This is a genomic window from Nocardia sp. GTS18, from assembly GCF_013839555.1.
Taxonomy (GTDB): domain Bacteria; phylum Actinomycetota; class Actinomycetes; order Mycobacteriales; family Mycobacteriaceae; genus Nocardia; species Nocardia rosealba.
Genome location: NZ_JACBIU010000003.1, coordinates 152,227 through 170,517 on the forward strand (window position 1 = coordinate 152,227; position 18,291 = coordinate 170,517).

An 18,291-nucleotide genomic window follows, 5' to 3' on the forward strand; every position below is an offset into this window, starting at 1 on the left:
CAGCCCCCGTTTCGAGAGGTCGAGAAAAGCATGCCAGTACAGCCGTCCGGTGGGATCGGGTGACCGAGCGACAGTTGAGTGAACCCGGAACCGGCACCGCCCAGGACGTGACCACCGATGGTGGAGTGCGGCGCACCGTGCTGCCCGGCGGGCTGCGCGTGGTCACCGAACACGTGCCCGGTGTGCGCTCGGCCTCGGTGGGCGTGTGGGTCGGCGTCGGCTCCCGCGACGAAGGACCGACCGTGGCGGGTGCGGCGCACTTCCTCGAACACCTGCTGTTCAAGGCGACCCCCACCCGCACCGCGCTCGACATCGCCCAGACCATGGACGCTGTGGGCGGCGAACTCAACGCCTTCACCGCCAAGGAACAGACCTGCTACTACGCCCACGTCATCGACGAGGACCTGCCGCTGGCGGTCGAACTCGTCTCCGATGTGGTGCTCAACGGGCTGTGCCGGGCCGTCGACGTCGATGTGGAACGTCAGGTGGTACTCGAGGAGATCGCCATGCGCGACGACGATCCCGAGGACCTCGTCGCCGACTGCTTCCTCACCGCCCTGTTCGGTGACCACCCCGTCGGTCGTCCCGTGATCGGCAGCGTCGAATCCATCGAAGGCATGCAGGCCGCCCAGCTGCGCGGCTTCCACCAGCGCCGCTACCGCCCCGAACGCATGGTCGTCGCGGTGGCGGGCAATGTCGAACACGAGCGGGTCGTCGAACTGGTCCGCCACGCCTTCGGCCCGCACCTCGACCCCACCGCCGAACCGGCACCCCGTCGTGAGGGCAAGTTCCGCGCCCAGGGCGCACCGGGACTCGTGCGCATCAACCGTGACAGCGAACAGACCCACCTCACCTTCGGTGTGCGCGCGTTCGGCAGGCACGAGGGGCAGCAGCGCTGGCCGCTGTCGGTGCTCAACACCGTGATCGGCGGCGGACTGAGTTCGCGCCTGTTCCAGCGCATCCGGGAAGAACGCGGCCTGGCGTACTCGGTGTACTCGAGCGTCGACACCTTCGCCGACACCGGCGCGTTCTCCGTGTCACTCGGCTGCCAACCCGAAAACCTCGCCCAGGTGGCCACTTTGGCACGTTCTGTACTCGACGAAGTCGCCGCCGAGGGCATCACCGACGCCGAATGCGCCCGCGCCAAGGGCTCGTTGCGCGGTGGCCTGGTGCTCGGCCTCGAGGACTCCGCATCGCGGATGAACCGCATCGGGCGCAGCGAACTCAGCTACGGCAACCACCGCAGTGTCTCGGCGACCCTGGCCCGCATCGACGCCGTCACCACCGACGAGGTCAACGCCATCGCCCGCACCCTGCTCGCCCGGCCCTACGGCGCCGCCGTCGCGGGCCCCTACCAACGCACCCGCGACCTGCCCGCCTCGGTCCGCAGACTCGTCGAGAACTGAGTGGTCGGCTGCCCGCGAGCGCACCGGGCGGCATCGGCGTCTCTTGCCCGCGTCGCCTCTGTCGAGGTGACGATTGTCGACGGGCTAATCGCGCGCGGCGTCGATACGCCCGTTGTGCAGGGGAAGTGACGCGGCGACAACGTACTTCGCGTCGCCCGCGCCCGCGCTGAAAGTTCCGCCGAGCATCGTCGCGCGTTCGCGCATGCCGAGCAGTCCGTGGCCCGCACCGGCGGCAGGCACCGTCGCACACGGATTGGCGACACGGATGTCGATCGCCTTCTCGGTCACGACAACGGTGACCTCGACCGGTGCGCCCGGTGCGTGGCGGATCGCGTTGCTCAGCGCTTCCTGCACGATCCGATAGGACGAAAGGCCTACGGCGTCAGGCACTTTCGCCGTATCGCCGGTCAGTGTCATCGTGATGTGCGTACCGCCCCCGCGCACCGTCTCCACCAATTCGGTGAGGTCTCGCAGGGCGGGCTGCGGCAGGAGCGTGGCGTCACCACTGCGCAGCACTCCGAGGATGTGGCGCATCTCGGACAAAGCGACCGTCGCGCTGTTGCGGATGGTGTCGAGCCGGGCGCCGGTGGCGGGCGCGAGATTGCGGTCGCTGTGCTGGGCGGCCTCGGCCTGGATCGCGATCACCGTCATGTGGTGGGCGACCACATCGTGCAGCTCACGGGCGATGCGGGCGCGTTCCTCCCACAGTGAGGTGAGCTGGCGTTGCCGCTCGGTGCTGTCGCGTTCGCGGCGCAGGCTGTTGCTGGTGACGCCGACCGTGCGCACCGCGATCACGGTCGAGAGCACCAGCCCCGACACCGCGCTCGCCCCGAGAATCCCGACCAGCCATTCGGCGGGCCGCAACCACAGCGCCAGACCGATTCCGATCGCCACCGTCGCCGCCCAGGCCCCCGCCGCGGCGCGGGCGCCCGCCCGCACCGCCCCAACGCCGAGAACGACGAAATAGCTGGTCAGCATCGGATCGACCCACAACTCCGCCTGCGGTCCGATGAGCACGGACGCGGCGGCCAGCGCCGCGAGGCCGAGCGCCCACCCCGCCACCGGAGCCCGCATGGCCAGCGAGACAGCGATCCCGATGCCGAGCGCGAGCGCGACGACCTGGACCACCGCCAGCTCGGTGTCGGCCACCATGGTCGCCAGCACCGCGACGAACCCCACCACGCCCGCCGCGACGCTCAACGACACCTGCTGCCACCAACCCAGTCGCGGGGGCCAGGACTCCAGCACGCGGGCAGCGATCGTCTCCATGCGCTCATCCTTGTCGATCGTGGGTGCGGACACCGTCAGACCAGGTCGCGTCGCCGGACGACGACGATCGCGCAGGCGAGGAAGATCACCGGGTACACCGCCAGCGCGACAACGGCCTGCGGCCAGTCGAGGAGGTCGAGCACCCCCGGTGTCGCCTCGCCCTGCAGTGTCCGTAGACCACCGGCCAGCGAACCCGCCACCGACCCGGGCAGGTAGTCCGTCACCGCACCGGCACTGCCGAGCATGTCGCCGAAGAAGCGAAGCACGTTCTCGAGCACCAGTACCCACACCAGGCCGAGCCCGACCGCGAGGGACGGCCCGCGCGCCAGCAGACCGATCAGCGCGCCGAGCAACGTCCACATGGTCAGAATCGCGATGCCACTGCCGATTCCGGCCAGCAGCCGGCCCACCGACGGGAGCACGAGCGGCTGGGATTCGGCCGAGGCGATGACGCACGCGACGCCCAGATCGAGCACGAACGCCCCGAGTACAGCCACGACCGCCACCGCGAGCAGCGCGAGCACCGTGCCGAGCAGAGCCGTGACGCGCGCGGGTCCCTGAGTGAACACCGTCTTCCAGGTGCCCCAGCCGTACCCGCTGCCGGTGGCGAGGGCGCCGAGGATCAGCATCAGCGCACCACCGAAAAGCACGGTGCCGCCGACGAATTCCTCCGGCACGGCCGTGGGCATCATCTGCGCGAGCACGTACTCGCGCGGCTGCCCCTCGGTGGCATCGGCGGCACTGCCCGAGCTGTAGCTGAGGTAGTTGAGCAGGTACATGAAGGTGAGGTTCAACGTCAGCCAGACCGCGAGCAGACTCCACAACACGGGCCAGCGGCGCAGCCGGAGCACTTCCGCGCGAATGCTGTCGATCATGCGACGTTCTCCACATCCGGTGCGGTCATCTCGAAGTACGCTTCTTCCAGGGAACGTTCCGTGGAACGCAATTCGTGTAGTTCGGCGCCCGCGTCGAGCACCGCGCGGGCGATGAGCGGTGCCGCGTCGGGGCCCGCGTCGACCCGGATGCCGGTCTGGGTCCGGGTGGCATCGCCGACGGCGACCCGGATCGCGTCGACCGCGGTCTGTACCGGCTGGGCCCGTACGAAAAGGGTGCTGCGCCCGCGCATTTCGGCGACGGTCGATTCGGCGACCAGTTTCCCGCCGTTGATCACCCCGACCCGGTCGCAGATTTCCTGCACCTCGGCCAGCAGATGGCTCGACAGCAGAATCGTGTGCCCGTCGGCGGCGAGATCGGTGATGAGGGTGCGCATCTCGGCCATGCCGCCGGGGTCGAAACCGTTGGTTGGTTCGTCGAGGATCAGGAGTTCGGGGTTGCCGAGCAGCGCGCAGCCGACGCCGAGCCGTTGTTTCATGCCCTGGGAGTAGGTGCGGAATCGGTCGTCGCCCCGGCCGGTGAGGCCGACGCGGGCCAGTGCCTCGTCGACGGCAGAATCCGGGATGCGCCGATAGCGTGCCATGACGCGCAGATTGTCGCGTCCGGACAGATACGGATAGAAGCCGGGACTTTCGATCAGAACCCCGATGTGCGCCAGAGCCGCCGGATCACCGGGCGCCTTTCCGAGGACCCGGGCGGATCCACTGGTCGGTTCGATGAGCCCGACCAGCATTCGCAGTGTCGTAGTTTTGCCCGCGCCGTTCGGGCCGAGGAAACCATAGATTTCCCCGGCCCGAACGGTGAGGCCGACCTTGTCGACAGCGACTTTGTCGTCGTATCTCTTGGTCAAATCATCCGTGACCACAATCATGATCCAACCCTAGATATCAGCTGGTCCCGGCACATCCCGCCGCAGAGTGATCACCGGTGGTAGCTCTCAGGAGTGACGGTCATTCCACCAGGTGGCCGAGCCGTGGCACGGCGACCTCGAATTCGGCGTGCATTTTCGACACCTGCGTTTTGCCGACCACCGTCTTCATCATCAGATCGCGCACCTTGGTCGCCGCGAATCCGTCCCAGGACGAAATCGTGCCGATTTTCCAGGATGCCTTCTGCAATGCCTCCGCTTCGGGCCTGCGCGCCTTTTCGTACGACGACAGCGCCCGCCGCACCGCCGCGCCGTCACCGACGTCGATGGAGCCGAGATGATTCGCCAGAGTGATCGAGTCGACGATGCCTTCGCTGGCGCCGCGGCCGAGATTGGGGGTCACCGCATGCGCCGCGTCGCCGAGAAAGACGATGCGGCCCGAACTCCACGCTGGCATCGGGCCGAGCGCGCGCACATTGTGGTGCAGCATCACCTCCGGCGGCGTGGCCGCGATCAGGTCACGCACCGCGGCGGGGAACACCTCGAATCGGCGCAGCAGGTCGTCTTTGACCGTGCCCGCCGGTGCGTCGAGTTCCAGGGTCGGCCTGGCCAGACCCGCCACCCAGAAGACATTGTTGTTGCCGCAGTCCTTGATGGCGATGCGGTTGCCCCGCCCGAAGAGCAGCGTGAACATATTGCGCCCGAACGGCGGGACGTGATCGGCCACCGCGTGCACCAAACGGTAACTGGCGGTGCGCAGTTCGACTTCGGGGAAGATCTGCTGCCGGGTCGCCGAGTTGATGCCGTCGGCGGCGATGAGCAGATCGGCCCGCTCCCGATGACCGTTGTCGAATGTCACGGTGACACCCGAATCGTCCTGCGTGATGTCGATCGCCCTGTGGTTGAAGTTGATCGAGCCGAGATCCGGTGAGCCGGCGAGCGTATCGATCACCTCCGCGCGCCGGATCATCACCGGCATCGGCGCGTCGTAGCGCTGCGCCATCGCGGCCAGCGGCGCGTGATACAGCGGGGTGCCGTCCTGGTTGAAGAACTGCTGGCGGTGCACATCGGCCCCGCGCGCCCGGATCTGTTCGGCCAGGTCGAGTTCGGCGAAGGCCTTCATGCCCTTCACCCAGATCTGCAACGACGCGCCGACGGTGCCGAACGCGGGCGCCTGCTCGAACAGGGGCGCATCGATCCCCACCCGGCGTAAGGCGATGCTGGTGCTGAGACCACCGATCCCGCCGCCGAGAATGATCACACGACCGTTCGCTGTACTCATGGGTGCTCCAACCGGGTGCGCTGGGTGGTGGCGACGAGATCGAGATCGAAATCGCCGGAACGGAATTCGGGTCGCGACAGGATGTCGGTGTGGAAGCTCGCGCTGGTGGTGAGGCCGTGGCCCTCCAGGACGAGCTCGTCGAGAGCGCGGATCATGCGGTCGATCGCGGCGGGTCGATCCGCGGCCCAGACGATGACCTTCGCCAGCAGTGCGTCGTAATACGGCGACACAGTCACCCCCGGTTCGAGGTGGCTGTCGACCCGCACCCAGGGTCCGGCAGGCGGACGATAGCGGGTGACCCGCCCGGTCGTCGGTGCGAAATCGCGCGCCGGATCCTCGGCATTGATCCGGCATTCGATCGCGTGCCCACGCACGACGACATCGGCTTGCCCGAAGCTCAGAGGCTGCCCCTGGGCGATCCGCAATTGCTCGGCGACCAGGTCGATCCCGCACACCATTTCGGTGACCGGATGCTCCACCTGCAGGCGCGCGTTCATTTCCATGAACCAGAAGCCACCGTCACGATCGAGCAGGAACTCCATCGTCCCGGCCCCTTCGTACCCGACCGATCGGGCGCCCGCGACGGCGGCGGCACCGATCGCCGCACGGGTGGCGTCGTCGAGTGCGGGCGACGGTGATTCCTCGAGCAGCTTCTGGTGCCGGCGCTGCACCGAGCAGTCCCGTTCGCCGAGATGCACGGTATTGCCGTGGCGGTCGCCGAGGATCTGCACCTCGATATGACGGGCGCCCTCGAGGTATCGCTCGATGTAGAGGCTGCCGTCACCGAAGGCGAGGGCGGCCTCGGTCTGGGTGCGGCGGTAGGCGTCCTCGATCTCGGCGCGCTCGCGGACCACCCGCATACCGCGTCCACCGCCACCGGCCGCCGCCTTGAGGATCACCGGATAACCGATCTCCTCGGCGACCCGTTCGGCCTCCTCGGCACCGGTCAGCACCGACGTCGTCCCCGGCAACAAGGGCAGGCCCGCCGCGCTCATCAGCGCACGGGTCACCGCCTTGTCGGCCAGCGCGGTCATCGTCTCCGGCGACGGCCCGACGAAGATCAGGCCCTCCTCGGCGCACACCGAGGCGAAATCCGCGTTCTCCGAGAGGAATCCGTAGCCCGGGTGGACCGCGTCGGCACCCGTGCGCAGGGCCGCGCCGATGACGTTCGGGATATTGAGGTAGCTGCGACCCGGCTCCGGCGGGCCGATGCACACCGCGTCGTCGGCCAGTTGCATGGCGATCGAATCGGCGTCGGCGGTCGAATACACCACCACACTGCGCAAGCCGAGTTCCCGGCAGGCCCGCACCACGCGCAGCGCGATCTCACCCCGGTTGGCGACCAGAACGGTCTTGATCGGCCGTTCGGGATCGGTCGCCGGGTTCATGACGCGATCTCCATCGGGGCGGACTCGTCGGGCTCGAGCAGGATCAGCTGCTGGCCGTACTCGACGACGTCACCGTCGTCGGGCAGGATCCGCACCACCCGCCCCGGACCGGGCGCGGTGATGCGATTCATCAGCTTCATCGCCTCGACGATCGCGACCACCTGACCCTCCGCCACGAAGTCGCCGGGGGAGACGAACGGTTCGGCTCCGGGCTCGGGGCTGCGGAAGAAGTGCCCGACCAGGGGCGACTCGATCGCGACGGCGCTGGATTCCGGCGCCGGGCTCACCGATTCGACGGTGACGACCGGGACGGGCGCCGCGCTCACGCTCGCCGGACCCTCCGGCCATTCCATCTCCAGGTCGAATTCGCCCGCCCGGACGCGCAGCCGGCGCGGCCGGGGGTTCAGGTCGGCGACCAGGCCCCGTACCTCATCGATCATGTGGCTCAACGATTTGTCAGTGGTCATCGGTTTGTCTCCCAGGTGTGTCACGAGCCGAACTTCCGGAACTTGCGGTACCTGGCCTCGATCAGGTCGGGGCCGGGCACGGTGGACAGCGCGGTGAGCGCGTTCGACAGGGTTGCGCGCAGATCGCCCGCCATCCGCACGATGTCGGGTCCGCCCTCGGCGTCCTCGGGGATGACGCCGTCGACCACGCCGAGCGAAAGCAGATCCGCCGCAGTGAGTTTCAGTGCTTCGGCGGCCGTGTTCGCCGCCGCGCGGTCGCCCCACAGGATCGCGGCGCACCCCTCCGGGCTGATGACGGAGTAGTAGGAGTTCTCGAACATCAGCACGGTGTCGGCGACGCCGAGCGCCAGCGCCCCACCGCTGCCGCCCTCGCCGGTGACCACGGTGACGATCGGCACCGGGAGCCTGCCCGATTCCATGATGGCGCGTGCGATGGCGCCCGCCTGCCCGCGTTCCTCCGCGCCGACGCCGGGATAGGCGCCCGGCGTATCGATCAGGGTGACGATCGGCATCCCGAATTTCGCCGCGTGACGCATCAGCCGCAACGCCTTGCGGTATCCCTCCGGTTCGGGCATACCGAAGTTCCTGGCGATGGATTCCCTGGTGTCGCTGCCTTTCTCGTGGCCGATCAGCATCACCGCGCGGCCACCGAGGGTGGCGAGCCCGCCGACCAGAGCCGAGCTGTCGGCGAACATGCGATCACCGCGCAATTCGACGAAGGTGTCGAAGGCGACCGCCGCGAAACTCAGGGTGGTCGGGCGGGCCTGATCACGCGCGACCCTCACCACCGTCGCGGCCGGGCGCGGGGACACCTGCGCAGGGTCGGTGACGGCGACCGACGGCAGCAGCGGTCCGAGCGGAGTGTCCGGTGCGTGCGCGGCGAGGACTTTCGCCAGATACGCCCGCAGCTGCGCACGCGGGACCACCGCGTCGATCAGCCCGTGTGCCAGCAGGAATTCGGCGGTCTGGAAACCGGGCGGCAGATCCTCGCCGATGGTCTGGCTGATCACGCCCGGCCCGGCGAACCCGATCAGCGCGCCGGGCTCGGCCACCAGCACATCACCGAGCATGGCGAACGAGGCGGTGACACCGCCGAAGGTTGGGTCGGTGAGCAGGCACACCACGAGCAGTCCGGCCTCGTGCAGCCGGCCGATCGCCTGGCTCGTCTTGGCCATCTGCATCAGTGACAGGCTGCCCTCCTGCATCCGCGCGCCACCGGAGGCGCAGCACAGCAGCAGCGGAAGCCGTTGGGCGAGGGCGAGTTCGGCGGCGCGGGTGATGACCTCGCCGACGGCCGAACCCATCGAGCCGCCCATGAACCCGAACTCCATCGCCGCGACGACAAGACGCCGACCGTCCAGAGTGCCGACACCGAACACGGCGGCATCGTCTTCGCCGGTTTTGGCGCGGGCCTGCGCGAGCCGTTGCCGGTAGGACTTGTGGTCACGGAAATCGAGCACATCGCGGGTTTCGATGTCGTCGTAACTGCCCGGGGCCCAGGAGTTCTCGTCGAGCAGCAGGGCCAGCCGCCGGTGCGCGCCGATGCGCAGATGGTGGCCGCAGCGGGTGCAGACCCGCAGGTTGCGTTCCAGCTGGGGTTTGTACTGGTATTCGGCGCAGGACGGGCATTTGGTCCAGGTGGTGTCCTGGTCGGTGCCCTGCCTGCCGATGGTGTCGATCACTTCGGTCATCGGAACTCTCCGTTCGGCTCTGACTTGTCGATCTGTTCGGCCAGGAACGCCCGCAGCGCGTCGGCGACGGGGCCGGGCGCTTCCGCGTGCACGGCATGGCCGGTACCGGGCACGAACACGTGCGAGCCGTCGGCGAGCAGCCCGAGCGCGCGCCGCACGTGTTCGTCGGTCATGAGCGCGCCGGTGCGCTCGTCGCCCTGGACGAGCAACACCGGACACCGCAGTCGCGACATCAGCTCGTCGGGGTCTTGTTCGCGCTGGTTGCGCCCCTCCACCCAGCGTTGATTCAGCTCCGGATCGGCCATCCGCAGCGACACCGCGATCGAACGCATCGCCTGATTGGGGACGGCGTAGCCGAGTATCGCCGCGCGCTGGGAATCGTTGAGCCGATACAGCGCCGAGTCGACGATCACCACCGCCCGCACCAGATCGGGGCGGGCGGCGGCGACCATGGCGGCGATCCAGCCGCCCATCGAGTGCCCGAACAACACCACCGGCGCGCCGATGCGCTCGGTGACGAACTGTTCGACATCGACGGCGAAGTCGGCCAGCGCGTAATGGCCTGCCACCCAGTCGGATCGGCCGTGCCCACGCAGATCCGGTGCGTAGACGTCCCAGCCGGGCCCGAGCGAGCGGACGAGCGGCCGGAAGGTCTGCCACCGTGCGCCCAACCCGTGCAGCATGCACAGCGACGGCCTGATGTCACCACTGACGTGGGCGTATTCGAGCGTCGCCGCACTCGTGCGAAACCGGCCCGTCTCGATCGGGCCCACGGCAGGGCGCATCCCTCAGCCCGCCCAGACCAGGGTCATCCCGGCGTACTTCCACTTGCTCGTCTCGATGGCCAGGAGCAAGACGTTGTCGCCCGCCCGCAACCGGCCCGCGCGCGCTGCTTCGTCCAGGGCGAGGGGAACAGCGGCCGAACCGGTGGCACCGACCCGTTCGATGTTCTCGTAGATCTTGTCGCGCAGGGCCAGCCACTCGTCGGTGAGCAGACCGGCCGCCTCCAACTCACTGGTCATGTAGCCGGCATTGCCCTCGGGGACGACCCACAGGGCGATGTCCTCGGCCTTCACCCCGCTGATCTCGAGCATCTCGCGCAGCGACCGGGTGATCATGTGCGGGATGAACTTTCCCGACTCCACGACGTCGACTTTCAGCTCCATCAGGCGTTTGGCCAGCACCTGCTTGTGCAGCGGTGCGTGGGTCGACCCGCCGATCACCTGCATGCCCGGCTTCTTGGTGCCGCCCATCGTGACGATCGAGGAACCGAGTACCCCGGCCCGGGTCTGCGGGTCGGCCGGTTCGGCGCGCAGCACGAGCGCACCCGCACCGTCGCCGAAGGTGTAGGCCACCAGCCGATCCCGCATGCGGATCCGCTCCGGGTCGATGCCGCGATACATCGGGACGAGCAGGGGCGAGATGGCCTCGCTGCCGATCACAACGGCGGTGCGGTGGGTGCCGCGCTCGAGGTAGGCGCGTGCCACGTCGGCGGCTTCGACGAAACCCGCACAGCCGGACCGCACTTCGATGGTGGTGCACTCGGCGATCCCGAGGTGCTCCTGCACGAACGTCACCGCGGGCGGCAGCAGGTATTCGGGGCTGGCCGTCGACATGACGATCAGGTCCACCTCGCCCGCCTCGATGCCGGCCTGCTCGAGCGCCGCGGTCGCGGCGCCCGCGGCCATCTGGGAGTTGGTCACCAGGTGTTCGCCGGTGTCGGGGTCGATCATCCAGTGGCGCTCTTTGACCTGGATGCCCTCGAGAATGTCCTCGGGGACGGGACCGAGCAGTGCTTCGATCTGCTTGTTGTCGATCGGGTCGCCGTGCAGGTAGCTGCCCGTGCCGACGACCTGGGCCGTGAATTCCGGTGTTGCCATAACGCTTGTCGTCCTTTGTGTTCGGATGCTCAGTCGGTCAGCGGCGCGAGCACGATGCTGATGTGGGTACCGCCCAGTGAGGAGCTGTTCACCAGGGCCACGCCCCGGTCGGGCCGGTCACAGGTGGCCAATGCGGCGGCGAGCAGTCCGCCTGCGCCCAGTTGTTCGCCGAGCGCCCGTTTGGCGGCGATGCGCTGTGGGGCGTTGTCGCCGAAAAGCCGGTGCAGGGCCTGGTTCTCGGGCTCGTCGAAGGCGGGCAGCCCGACCTCGTTGGTCCACACCTCGGCGATATCACCCGGCGCCAGACCCGCGACGTCGAGTGCGGCGCGCATGGCGCGTTCGACGGCGGCGCCGGTCGGATCGGTGCGCCCCACACCGCGCGCGTCCGATGCGGTGGCATGGCCGAGTACTTCGGCGTACACGGTGGCGCCCCGGCGAACGGCGTTGTCGTACCGTTCGAGCATCACCGCGGCGCCGCCCTCGGCGAGGGCGAACGTGTCGTGCGGTCCCATGGGCAGCCCGAGCCTGCGGTAGCCACGCACCACGAGTGGGGTGAGGGTGTCGGCGGCGGTGGCCAGGATCGCGGTCGCGCGGCCGAGCGAGACCATGTCGTAGCCGTAGCAGAGTGCGTTCGCGCCCGCCGCGTGCCCCGAGGTCACCGTCGAGGTGGGACCGAGCGCCCCGAGCAGCGTGGCGACACTGCCCGCCGCCGCGTTGTAGACGGTGTTCGGGAACACGGCCGGGTTCGCCGCCGCCACCCCTTCCGCGCGCAGCGGGCGCACGAACTGTTCCATCGCCTCCATCGGACCGAGCCCGGTGCCGAAGACCACGCCCACCCGGTCGGGGTCGTCGGCGATCAGGTCGGCACCCGCCTCGGCCAGCGCCCGGCTCGCCGCGAAGGTCGACAGCAGGCCGAGCCGGTCCATCCGCCTGGCCTCCCGCCTGGTCAGATGGTCGCTGGGGTCGGTGTCGATGAGACCCAGCCGCACACCGTCGTCGACCCGGGTGCAGTCACGCCCTTCGGTGACCGCGCGCAAGGCTGCCCGCACATCGAGGCCGGCGGCGCCGACGGCGCCCGTCCCCGTCACCACCACGCGCGAACGCTCGACGCGGGTCGGCTCGGCGGCGCGTTCGGAGAACACCACGCTCGCGTTCGCACCCGCGAAAGCGAAGTTGTTCGAGATCGCGTGATCGATCTTGCTGACCCGTGGGGTCACCGGGATGTGGTCGAGCGCGCATTCCGGGTCGGCCCGAACGAGATTGGCGGTCGGCGGCAGCACGCCGTTGCGCAGGGCGCCGACGGTGATGATCGCCTCGACCGCACCCGCCGCGCCGAGCAGGTGCCCGATCATCGACTTGGAACTGCTCACCGGCACGGAATCGGCGGCGTCGCCGAGCGCGAGCCGGGTGGCCTTGGCCTCGGCGCTGTCGTTGCGTGGCGTGCCGGTGCCGTGGCTGTTGACGTAGCCGATGTCGCTGTCGCGCAACCCGGCCCATTCGATGGCCGAGCGGATGGCCCGCGCGGCGCCGGTGCCGTCGGGGCGCGGGGCGGTCGGGTGGTAGCCGTCGGCGGACAGTCCGTAGCCACGGATCACGCACAGCGGCTCCACCTCGGCCGCGGCCGCCAGCTCGGCGCTGGTCAGGACGAGCATGCCGCTGCCCTCACCGAGCGAGAGCCCGGTTCGCTTGTCCTGGTACGGCGCCGCCGGTGTCGGCGACAGCGAACCGAGCGAGTTGAATCCCGCGTAGGCCACGTCGGACAGGGCGTCGGTGCCGCCGGCCAGCACCATGTCGGCCCGCCCGAGCGCGATCAGATCGGCGGCGTAGCCGATCGCGTTCGCCCCCGCGGCGCAGGCGGTGTTCACCGAGAACACCGGACCGGCGCACTGGAAATGCGCTGCCAGCGATTCGGCGATGGCCTGCGGCGGGCCGAACATGGCGAGTTCGGGGGTGCCCGCGCCGACACCGTCGTCACCGAGCCACTCGAGGGTGCTGAGCAGACCCGCATTGCAGGTGCCGAGCACGATGGCCCGGTCGTGCGGTGCCACCTCGGCGACCAGGGCGCCCGCCGCCTCCATCGCCTCGGTGGCGGCGGCGAACGCGAAATCGAAAGCGCGGTCCCGGAATCCGCCCACTTCGTCGGCGATCGGTGAGGGCGCGACGGGGGAGCGGACCTCACCGCCGATCCGGGTGTTGTAGTCCGACATGGGCAGGTGCTCGACCGGGTCGATCGCGACATGACCGGCGCGTACGCCGTCCCACAGCGCCTTGGCCGTGTCGCCCTGCGAGGTGACGGCGCCGACAGCGACGACGACCACCGTTCGCAAGGGCATGTGCTGGGTTTCTCTCGTCTTCACCGTGCACTCCTGTTCGTGGTTCCAGCGGGCTCTACAGGCGCCGCAGCGCCAGCGCGGCGGCCTGGCCCGACAGTCCCCGGCCCAGCGCGAGGCTGTAGTCCGCGCGCAGTTCGCGTGCCACAGCGGGCACCCAGTCCAGGTCGCACTGCGGCGCCGCAGCGGACAGATTCAAGGTCGGCGCCACGGTGTTCTCGCGCAGTGCCATCGCCGCCAGCGCGACATTCAACGGCCCTGCGGCGGAGAGCAATTGGCCGAGAGCAGGCTGCACGCTGCTCGCCGCGACGGTGTCGGCGCCCACGCCGAGCGCGGCCCGCAATGCCCGTGTCTCGGCGAGATCGGCCCGGATCACCGCCGCGCCGTCGGCGGCCACGTAGCCGATATCGGTGCCCGCGACACCCGCCTCCCGCATCGCCGATGCCAGGGCATTACGCAGACCGGTGCCGTCGCCCCAGATCTCGCCGGGTGTCACCGGATCCGAGCCACCACCGAAACCGACGATCTCCGCGTACGGTTCGATCCCGCGGGCCACGGCGGTGTCGTAGTCCTCCAGCACGAGCATGCACGCGCCTTCGCCGAGGACGGTGCCGGTGGCGTCGCGGTCGTACGGGCGCACCGCACCCGTCTCGTTGCGGTCGGTGAGCAGGTCGAGCCGGTCGAGCTTGGACATGCACCACCAGGAGACGCCGTCGTCGAAACCACCCGCGACCGCGACCGTCGTCTCGCCGCGCGCGATGGCCCGGTAGGCGTTGCCGATCGCACTGATGCCCGCATCGCCCGCACCGGAGAGGAATGCGCTCGGTCCGGCGAAGCCGAATTCCTCGGAGAGGAAGAACAGTTCGGCAGAGGGGAGTCCTTCCACGAAGAACAGCGGGTACATCCGCGCCGCCTCGTGACCCAGCCGGGCCGGGTCGATCCGCCCGTCGGGCCCGCAGGCCTGCACCGTCGCGTCGAGGATGTGCAGCGGGTCGGAGATCTGGTTCTCGCTGGCGAGGAAGACACCGACCGAGTCGTTGCCCGAGGTGGCCGGGTCGATCCGCGCCTCCTCGGTGGCCAGCCGGACCGCGGCATGCGCCAGCTGGTTGGCCCGCGTCATCAGCCGCAGCGACTTGCGGTTGCGGACAAAGGGTTTCGCGTCGAAGTCGGTGATCTCGGCGCCGAACCGGGTGCGCAGCGAGGAGGGGTCGTAGGCGGTGATCGGGCGCACCGCGCTGCGCCCGGCCACCAGTTCCTTCCAGGTCTGGGTGAATCCGGTACCCAGGGGCGACACCACACCGATGCCGCTGATGACAACGCGATTCATGAGACTTCCCTCTCTGGACCCGCGTCACGGGTCATGGTGAGCTCGCGCGCGAGGACGACCACCGCGCCGGCCCGGGTGATGCGCCCGGTGAGGCGCGCCACCGTGGCGTCGAGTTCGCGGATGTCGACCGCCACGTGTAACTGGTCGCCGGGGCGCACATAGTGGCGGAACTGCACCCGCCGCGCGCCGGTGAGCCGCCACCGGCCACCGTCCCGGGCGAGCAACAGGTCGGCCAGGTTCGCCATGCCGTGCAGCATGAGCACACCGGGCAGCACCGGGAACCGCTGGAAATGGGTGTCGAACACGGGCAGGGTGTTCGGCACGTTCGCGAGGGCACTGGCCCCCGCACCGGGTCGCAACTCGACGACGCGGTCCAGGCGCAGGCCGCCGGCCACGGCCAGGGCGTCGGGCGGCACCGGCGACCCGGCGCCGACATCCGTGCTCGGCACGGTCACCGCGGGGGTACTCATGGCGCCTGCACCACGAGTGAGGCGTTCGTGCCACCGAAGGCGAACGAATTGACCAGCGCCACCGAGACATCGGCCTTTCTGGCCTGGTTCGGGACATAATCCAGATCGAGCTTCGGGTCGGGGTGCGTGTAGTTGACGGTCGGCGAGACCAGCCCCTCGGTGATCCCACCGAGCGCCGCGAGCACATTGAGCGCACCCGCCCCGGCGGTGAGGTGCCCGGTCATGGACTTCGGCGAGGTGACGAGCAATTCGTAGGCGTGCGCACCGAAAACCTGCTTGATGGCCGCGGTTTCGGAGACGTCGTTGCCCGGTGTGCTCGTCCCGTGCGCGTAGACACAATCGACCTCGGTGCCCGCCACCCCCGCGTCGGCCAGCGCATCGGCCATCGCGGTGATCGACCCGCCACCGTCGGGCGGGGAATCGGTGATCCGGTACGCGTTCATCGTCGAGGCGTAACCGGTGAGCCGCGCCAGAATCCGGGCCCCGCGTGCCTCGGCGATGCGCCGCTCCTCCAGCACGAGCAGCACCGACCCCTCGCCGAGCACGAAACCGTCGCGTTCGGCGTCGAACGGTTTCGAGGCCTTGGTCGGATTGTCGTTGTAGCGGGTGGTGAGCGCGCCGAGCAGCGAGAATCCGGCGACGTCGAGCCAGGTGGTGAGCGAGTCCTGGCCGCCGGCGACGGCCATGGTGATCTCGCCCGCCTGGATCCGGCGCATCGCCTCACCGACGGCATGGGTCGCCGACGTGCAGGCGGTGCTGATCCCGCTGATCGGTCCACGGCACCGGCTCACCTCGGCGATGGCCATCAGGTCGACACCCTGATCGCAGCGCCACGTGCTGTCGGTACTGCGGCGGTGGATCACCGTGCCGTCGCTGGTGCGGCGGGTGAGGCCGATCTCGGCGAACTCCTGCGGCTCGGGCCTGCCGACGTGGCCGCCGACGAAAACGCCTCGGGCGGCCTCGTCGTGCGAGCCCATATTGCCCGCCTGGGCCAGCGCCTGTGCCGCGGCGACGACGCCGAAACCGCCGGATCGACTGAGCAGGTCCCAGCGCTGGGTGGTCAAGAGCTCGGGCGCGGGGCTGAATCCACGCACCATCCCGGCGATCTGGACTTCGAACGTGCTCGGATCGAACGTCTCGATCCGGCCCACCCCGCTGCGCCCGGCGGCCAGCGCCGACCACGTGTCCGGTGCGGTGTTTCCCACCGGGGTGACGGCCCCGATACCGGTGATGACGACCTCGTTGTTCATGATCGGGCCCCGCTTCGCAGTAGTTCTTCGCGCATCCGCACCGACGCCGCGTCCTCGAGCATGTCGGCGTCGACCAGGCCGCACATGAGGTCGTCGACCTCGAAGACGACGCTCTCGCCGACCAGCAGCCCGCCTGCGGCCACGATGGTGTCGCCCCTCGACAGGATTTCGACCGAGGCGACGACGTCGTCGCCGGGCACGATGGCGGACCGGGTGGTCATGGCGCCGACCGACAGCAGCACCGCCCGCTGCCGCCGGTCGGTGCTGAGATAGATCAGCCACGCCAGACTCTGGGCGAGTACCTCCAGCTGGATCGACAGCGGCATCGACGATCCGAAAGCCGTTGTAGACCAGTAACTCTCACTCGAACTCGTCCGCTTGACCGCCTCGACCCGCGCCCATGGATCGATGGTGTCGATGCGGTCGACGAGATGGAACCGCACGGGTCAACTCGCCGCGACGGTGTGTTTGGACACCATGTCCGCGAGATTGCGCACGGTGAACAGACCCATCACGTCCTCGGCGCCGAGCTTGCCGCTGAGTTCGGCCGGGTCGATCTGGGGCATCACCTTGTGCAACTGCTCGAGGCCGAGGTCGGAGACCATTCCGTCGTCGGTGCCGAATTGCTCGTCCGGGATGCCGCCCTGGATTCGCTCGCTCAGCTGGGTGGTCGTGATCTTGACGCCCAGGCGGCGTTCGATTCGGAAAAGAATGTCGAGCAGATCGATCGACTCGGCGCCGACCTCACCGAACAGGGTGGCATCGGCTTCGACCTCGTCGATGTCCAAAGCGACTGCCTCGGCGACGATTTCGCGGACGGTATCGATAACGCTGATTTCGGACATGCTGGTTTCCTCCATCTGGAAGTGGTCGGATCGGGGTGGAGCGGGGTGCCGGCTAGCGCCGCGCGGTCTTCTTGAGCGGTTTGCCGGTCAGTAGCGTCCCGGCGACCATGCCGTCGACCGGGACGAGCGCGCCGGACAGATGCCGGTTACCGGGCGCGGCGAGGTAGGAGACCAGGTCCGCCACCTCGTCGACGGTGGTCGCACCCGAAATGGGCACCTGCCCGATGACGGAGTCGCCACCGTCACCACTGAGAACGTCGGCGATCATCTCGGTCTCCACGAAGCCCGGCAGCACCGCGTTCACCCGGATGCCGAAGCGGGCGAACTCGAGCGCCGATGCCCGGGTGAAGGAGTTGATCGCCGCCTTGGACGCCGCGTAACTGGAGGCACCGAACCAGGCGCGTTCGCCCATCACCGAGGAGATGTTGACGATGGCCGCGCCGTCGCTCTGGGCGAGCGCGCCGCAGGCTGCCCGCGTGCCGTTGAACACGCCGCCGAAGTTGACCCGCATGACCTCGAGCCAATCGCTCTCCGACATTTTCATGATCAATTCGTTGCGCGTGATACCCGAATTGTTGACGAGGATGTCGAGCTTTCCGGCGAATTCCAGAACCTGCTCGACAATCGACTCGGCAGCACTGTAGGAGGAGATGTCTCCCTGAAGGGCAACGGCTTTTCCGCCGTTGTTCTCGATTTCGGTGACCACTTCCTTGGCTGCCTGCTCTCCGCGAAAGTAATTCACGGCGACAATGGCGCCTTCTGCGGCGAGACGACGGCAAACCGCGCGTCCTATTCCGCCTGATCCGCCGGTCACCAGTGCGACCCGGCCGGTGTGAATTGCTGACATCATGTACCTCCCCAGGGGTCAGCATGAAAAGTGTGCGATGGTCCGGTTCGGACGATCTCATCCACACTTTCCGAAAC

17 protein-coding genes are annotated in these 18,291 nt (G+C 68.9%); 1 reads left to right on the forward strand and 16 read right to left on the reverse strand.

The annotated features are described in order from the left end of the window. Positions 1 to 59 precede the first annotated feature (59 nt). On the forward strand, positions 60 to 1,406 hold the full coding sequence (locus tag HYG95_RS05440; RefSeq protein ID WP_370465692.1) for a M16 family metallopeptidase: 1,347 nt from the start codon (positions 60 to 62) through the stop codon (positions 1,404 to 1,406). Between the two features lie 84 nt (positions 1,407 to 1,490). Here HYG95_RS05440 and HYG95_RS05445 read toward each other — a convergent pair whose 3' ends face one another. The 16 genes from HYG95_RS05445 to HYG95_RS05520 form a co-directional block, all read right to left on the reverse strand. After that, positions 1,491 to 2,675: a sensor histidine kinase gene (locus HYG95_RS05445; RefSeq protein WP_181696901.1), complete on the reverse strand. Its 1,185-nt coding sequence runs from the start codon at positions 2,673 to 2,675 to the stop codon at positions 1,491 to 1,493. A 35-nt stretch (positions 2,676 to 2,710) separates the two neighbouring features. Further along, on the reverse strand, positions 2,711 to 3,550 hold the full coding sequence (locus HYG95_RS05450) for an ABC transporter permease subunit (protein WP_181696902.1): 840 nt from the start codon (positions 3,548 to 3,550) through the stop codon (positions 2,711 to 2,713). Then, entirely contained in the window at positions 3,547 to 4,440 is an 894-nt protein-coding gene (locus HYG95_RS05455; protein WP_181696903.1) for an ABC transporter ATP-binding protein, read from the reverse strand. Before HYG95_RS05455 ends, HYG95_RS05450 begins: the two co-directional genes overlap by 4 nt. Before the next feature lie 79 nt (positions 4,441 to 4,519). Then, positions 4,520 to 5,719 (reverse strand): FAD-dependent monooxygenase, encoded by a 1,200-nt coding sequence (locus tag HYG95_RS05460; protein ID WP_181696904.1) that lies wholly within the window; start codon positions 5,717 to 5,719, stop codon positions 4,520 to 4,522. Then, positions 5,716 to 7,107 (reverse strand): acetyl-CoA carboxylase biotin carboxylase subunit, encoded by a 1,392-nt coding sequence (gene accC / locus HYG95_RS05465; RefSeq protein ID WP_181696905.1) that lies wholly within the window; start codon positions 7,105 to 7,107, stop codon positions 5,716 to 5,718. The genes HYG95_RS05460 and accC overlap by 4 nt, the downstream gene beginning before the upstream one ends. After that, positions 7,104 to 7,574, reverse strand: coding sequence for a biotin/lipoyl-containing protein (locus HYG95_RS05470; protein ID WP_181696906.1), 471 nt, complete (start codon positions 7,572 to 7,574; stop codon positions 7,104 to 7,106). Before HYG95_RS05470 ends, accC begins: the two co-directional genes overlap by 4 nt. A 20-nt stretch (positions 7,575 to 7,594) precedes the next feature. Then, the gene (locus HYG95_RS05475) at positions 7,595 to 9,265 is read right to left on the reverse strand and encodes an acetyl-CoA carboxylase carboxyltransferase subunit alpha (protein WP_181696907.1); all 1,671 of its coding nucleotides are present in this window, start codon (positions 9,263 to 9,265) and stop codon (positions 7,595 to 7,597) included. After that, positions 9,262 to 10,038 carry an alpha/beta fold hydrolase gene (locus HYG95_RS05480; protein ID WP_181696908.1) on the reverse strand — a complete coding sequence of 259 codons (777 nt, stop codon included), beginning with the start codon at positions 10,036 to 10,038 and terminating at the stop codon, positions 9,262 to 9,264. The genes HYG95_RS05475 and HYG95_RS05480 overlap by 4 nt, the downstream gene beginning before the upstream one ends. A 15-nt stretch (positions 10,039 to 10,053) precedes the next feature. Further along, a complete protein-coding gene (locus HYG95_RS05485; RefSeq protein WP_181696909.1) occupies positions 10,054 to 11,145 on the reverse strand; it encodes a 3-oxoacyl-ACP synthase III family protein in 1,092 nt (363 codons plus the stop codon). Positions 11,146 to 11,174: 29 nt separating this feature from the next. After that, positions 11,175 to 13,502 (reverse strand): beta-ketoacyl synthase N-terminal-like domain-containing protein, encoded by a 2,328-nt coding sequence (locus tag HYG95_RS05490; protein ID WP_370465693.1) that lies wholly within the window; start codon positions 13,500 to 13,502, stop codon positions 11,175 to 11,177. 31 nt (positions 13,503 to 13,533) lie between these two features. Then, a complete protein-coding gene (locus HYG95_RS05495; protein ID WP_181696910.1) occupies positions 13,534 to 14,802 on the reverse strand; it encodes a beta-ketoacyl synthase in 1,269 nt (422 codons plus the stop codon). Next, positions 14,799 to 15,272, reverse strand: coding sequence for a 3-hydroxyacyl-ACP dehydratase FabZ family protein (locus HYG95_RS05500; RefSeq protein WP_181696911.1), 474 nt, complete (start codon positions 15,270 to 15,272; stop codon positions 14,799 to 14,801). The genes HYG95_RS05495 and HYG95_RS05500 overlap by 4 nt, the downstream gene beginning before the upstream one ends. Next, positions 15,269 to 16,522 carry a beta-ketoacyl synthase gene (locus HYG95_RS05505; RefSeq protein ID WP_181696912.1) on the reverse strand — a complete coding sequence of 418 codons (1,254 nt, stop codon included), beginning with the start codon at positions 16,520 to 16,522 and terminating at the stop codon, positions 15,269 to 15,271. Before HYG95_RS05505 ends, HYG95_RS05500 begins: the two co-directional genes overlap by 4 nt. Next, positions 16,519 to 16,965, reverse strand: a complete 447-nt coding sequence (locus HYG95_RS05510) for a 3-hydroxylacyl-ACP dehydratase (RefSeq protein WP_181696913.1) — start codon at positions 16,963 to 16,965, stop codon at positions 16,519 to 16,521. The genes HYG95_RS05505 and HYG95_RS05510 overlap by 4 nt, the downstream gene beginning before the upstream one ends. Positions 16,966 to 16,968: 3 nt before the next feature. After that, the gene (locus HYG95_RS05515) at positions 16,969 to 17,367 is read right to left on the reverse strand and encodes an acyl carrier protein (RefSeq protein WP_157104761.1); all 399 of its coding nucleotides are present in this window, start codon (positions 17,365 to 17,367) and stop codon (positions 16,969 to 16,971) included. Between the two features lie 52 nt (positions 17,368 to 17,419). Beyond that, a complete protein-coding gene (locus HYG95_RS05520) occupies positions 17,420 to 18,217 on the reverse strand; it encodes an SDR family NAD(P)-dependent oxidoreductase (protein ID WP_370465694.1) in 798 nt (265 codons plus the stop codon). Positions 18,218 to 18,291: the final 74 nt, after the last annotated feature.

Bases quoted from the DNA above. Each gene is read 5' to 3' on its own strand.
- HYG95_RS05445 (WP_181696901.1), bottom strand. From the start codon at position 2,675: ATGGAGACGATCGCTGCCCGCGTGCTGGAGTCCTGGCCCCCGCGACTG.
- HYG95_RS05450 (WP_181696902.1), bottom strand. From the start codon at position 3,550: ATGATCGACAGCATTCGCGCGGAAGTGCTCCGGCTGCGCCGCTGGCCC.
- HYG95_RS05455 (WP_181696903.1), bottom strand. From the start codon at position 4,440: ATGATTGTGGTCACGGATGATTTGACCAAGAGATACGACGACAAAGTC.
- HYG95_RS05460 (WP_181696904.1), bottom strand. From the start codon at position 5,719: ATGAGTACAGCGAACGGTCGTGTGATCATTCTCGGCGGCGGGATCGGT.
- accC (WP_181696905.1), bottom strand. From the start codon at position 7,107: ATGAACCCGGCGACCGATCCCGAACGGCCGATCAAGACCGTTCTGGTC.
- HYG95_RS05470 (WP_181696906.1), bottom strand. From the start codon at position 7,574: ATGACCACTGACAAATCGTTGAGCCACATGATCGATGAGGTACGGGGC.
- HYG95_RS05475 (WP_181696907.1), bottom strand. From the start codon at position 9,265: ATGACCGAAGTGATCGACACCATCGGCAGGCAGGGCACCGACCAGGAC.
- HYG95_RS05485 (WP_181696909.1), bottom strand. From the start codon at position 11,145: ATGGCAACACCGGAATTCACGGCCCAGGTCGTCGGCACGGGCAGCTAC.
- HYG95_RS05495 (WP_181696910.1), bottom strand. From the start codon at position 14,802: ATGAATCGCGTTGTCATCAGCGGCATCGGTGTGGTGTCGCCCCTGGGT.
- HYG95_RS05500 (WP_181696911.1), bottom strand. From the start codon at position 15,272: ATGAGTACCCCCGCGGTGACCGTGCCGAGCACGGATGTCGGCGCCGGG.
- HYG95_RS05505 (WP_181696912.1), bottom strand. From the start codon at position 16,522: ATGAACAACGAGGTCGTCATCACCGGTATCGGGGCCGTCACCCCGGTG.
- HYG95_RS05515 (WP_157104761.1), bottom strand. From the start codon at position 17,367: ATGTCCGAAATCAGCGTTATCGATACCGTCCGCGAAATCGTCGCCGAG.
- HYG95_RS05520 (WP_370465694.1), bottom strand. From the start codon at position 18,217: ATGATGTCAGCAATTCACACCGGCCGGGTCGCACTGGTGACCGGCGGA.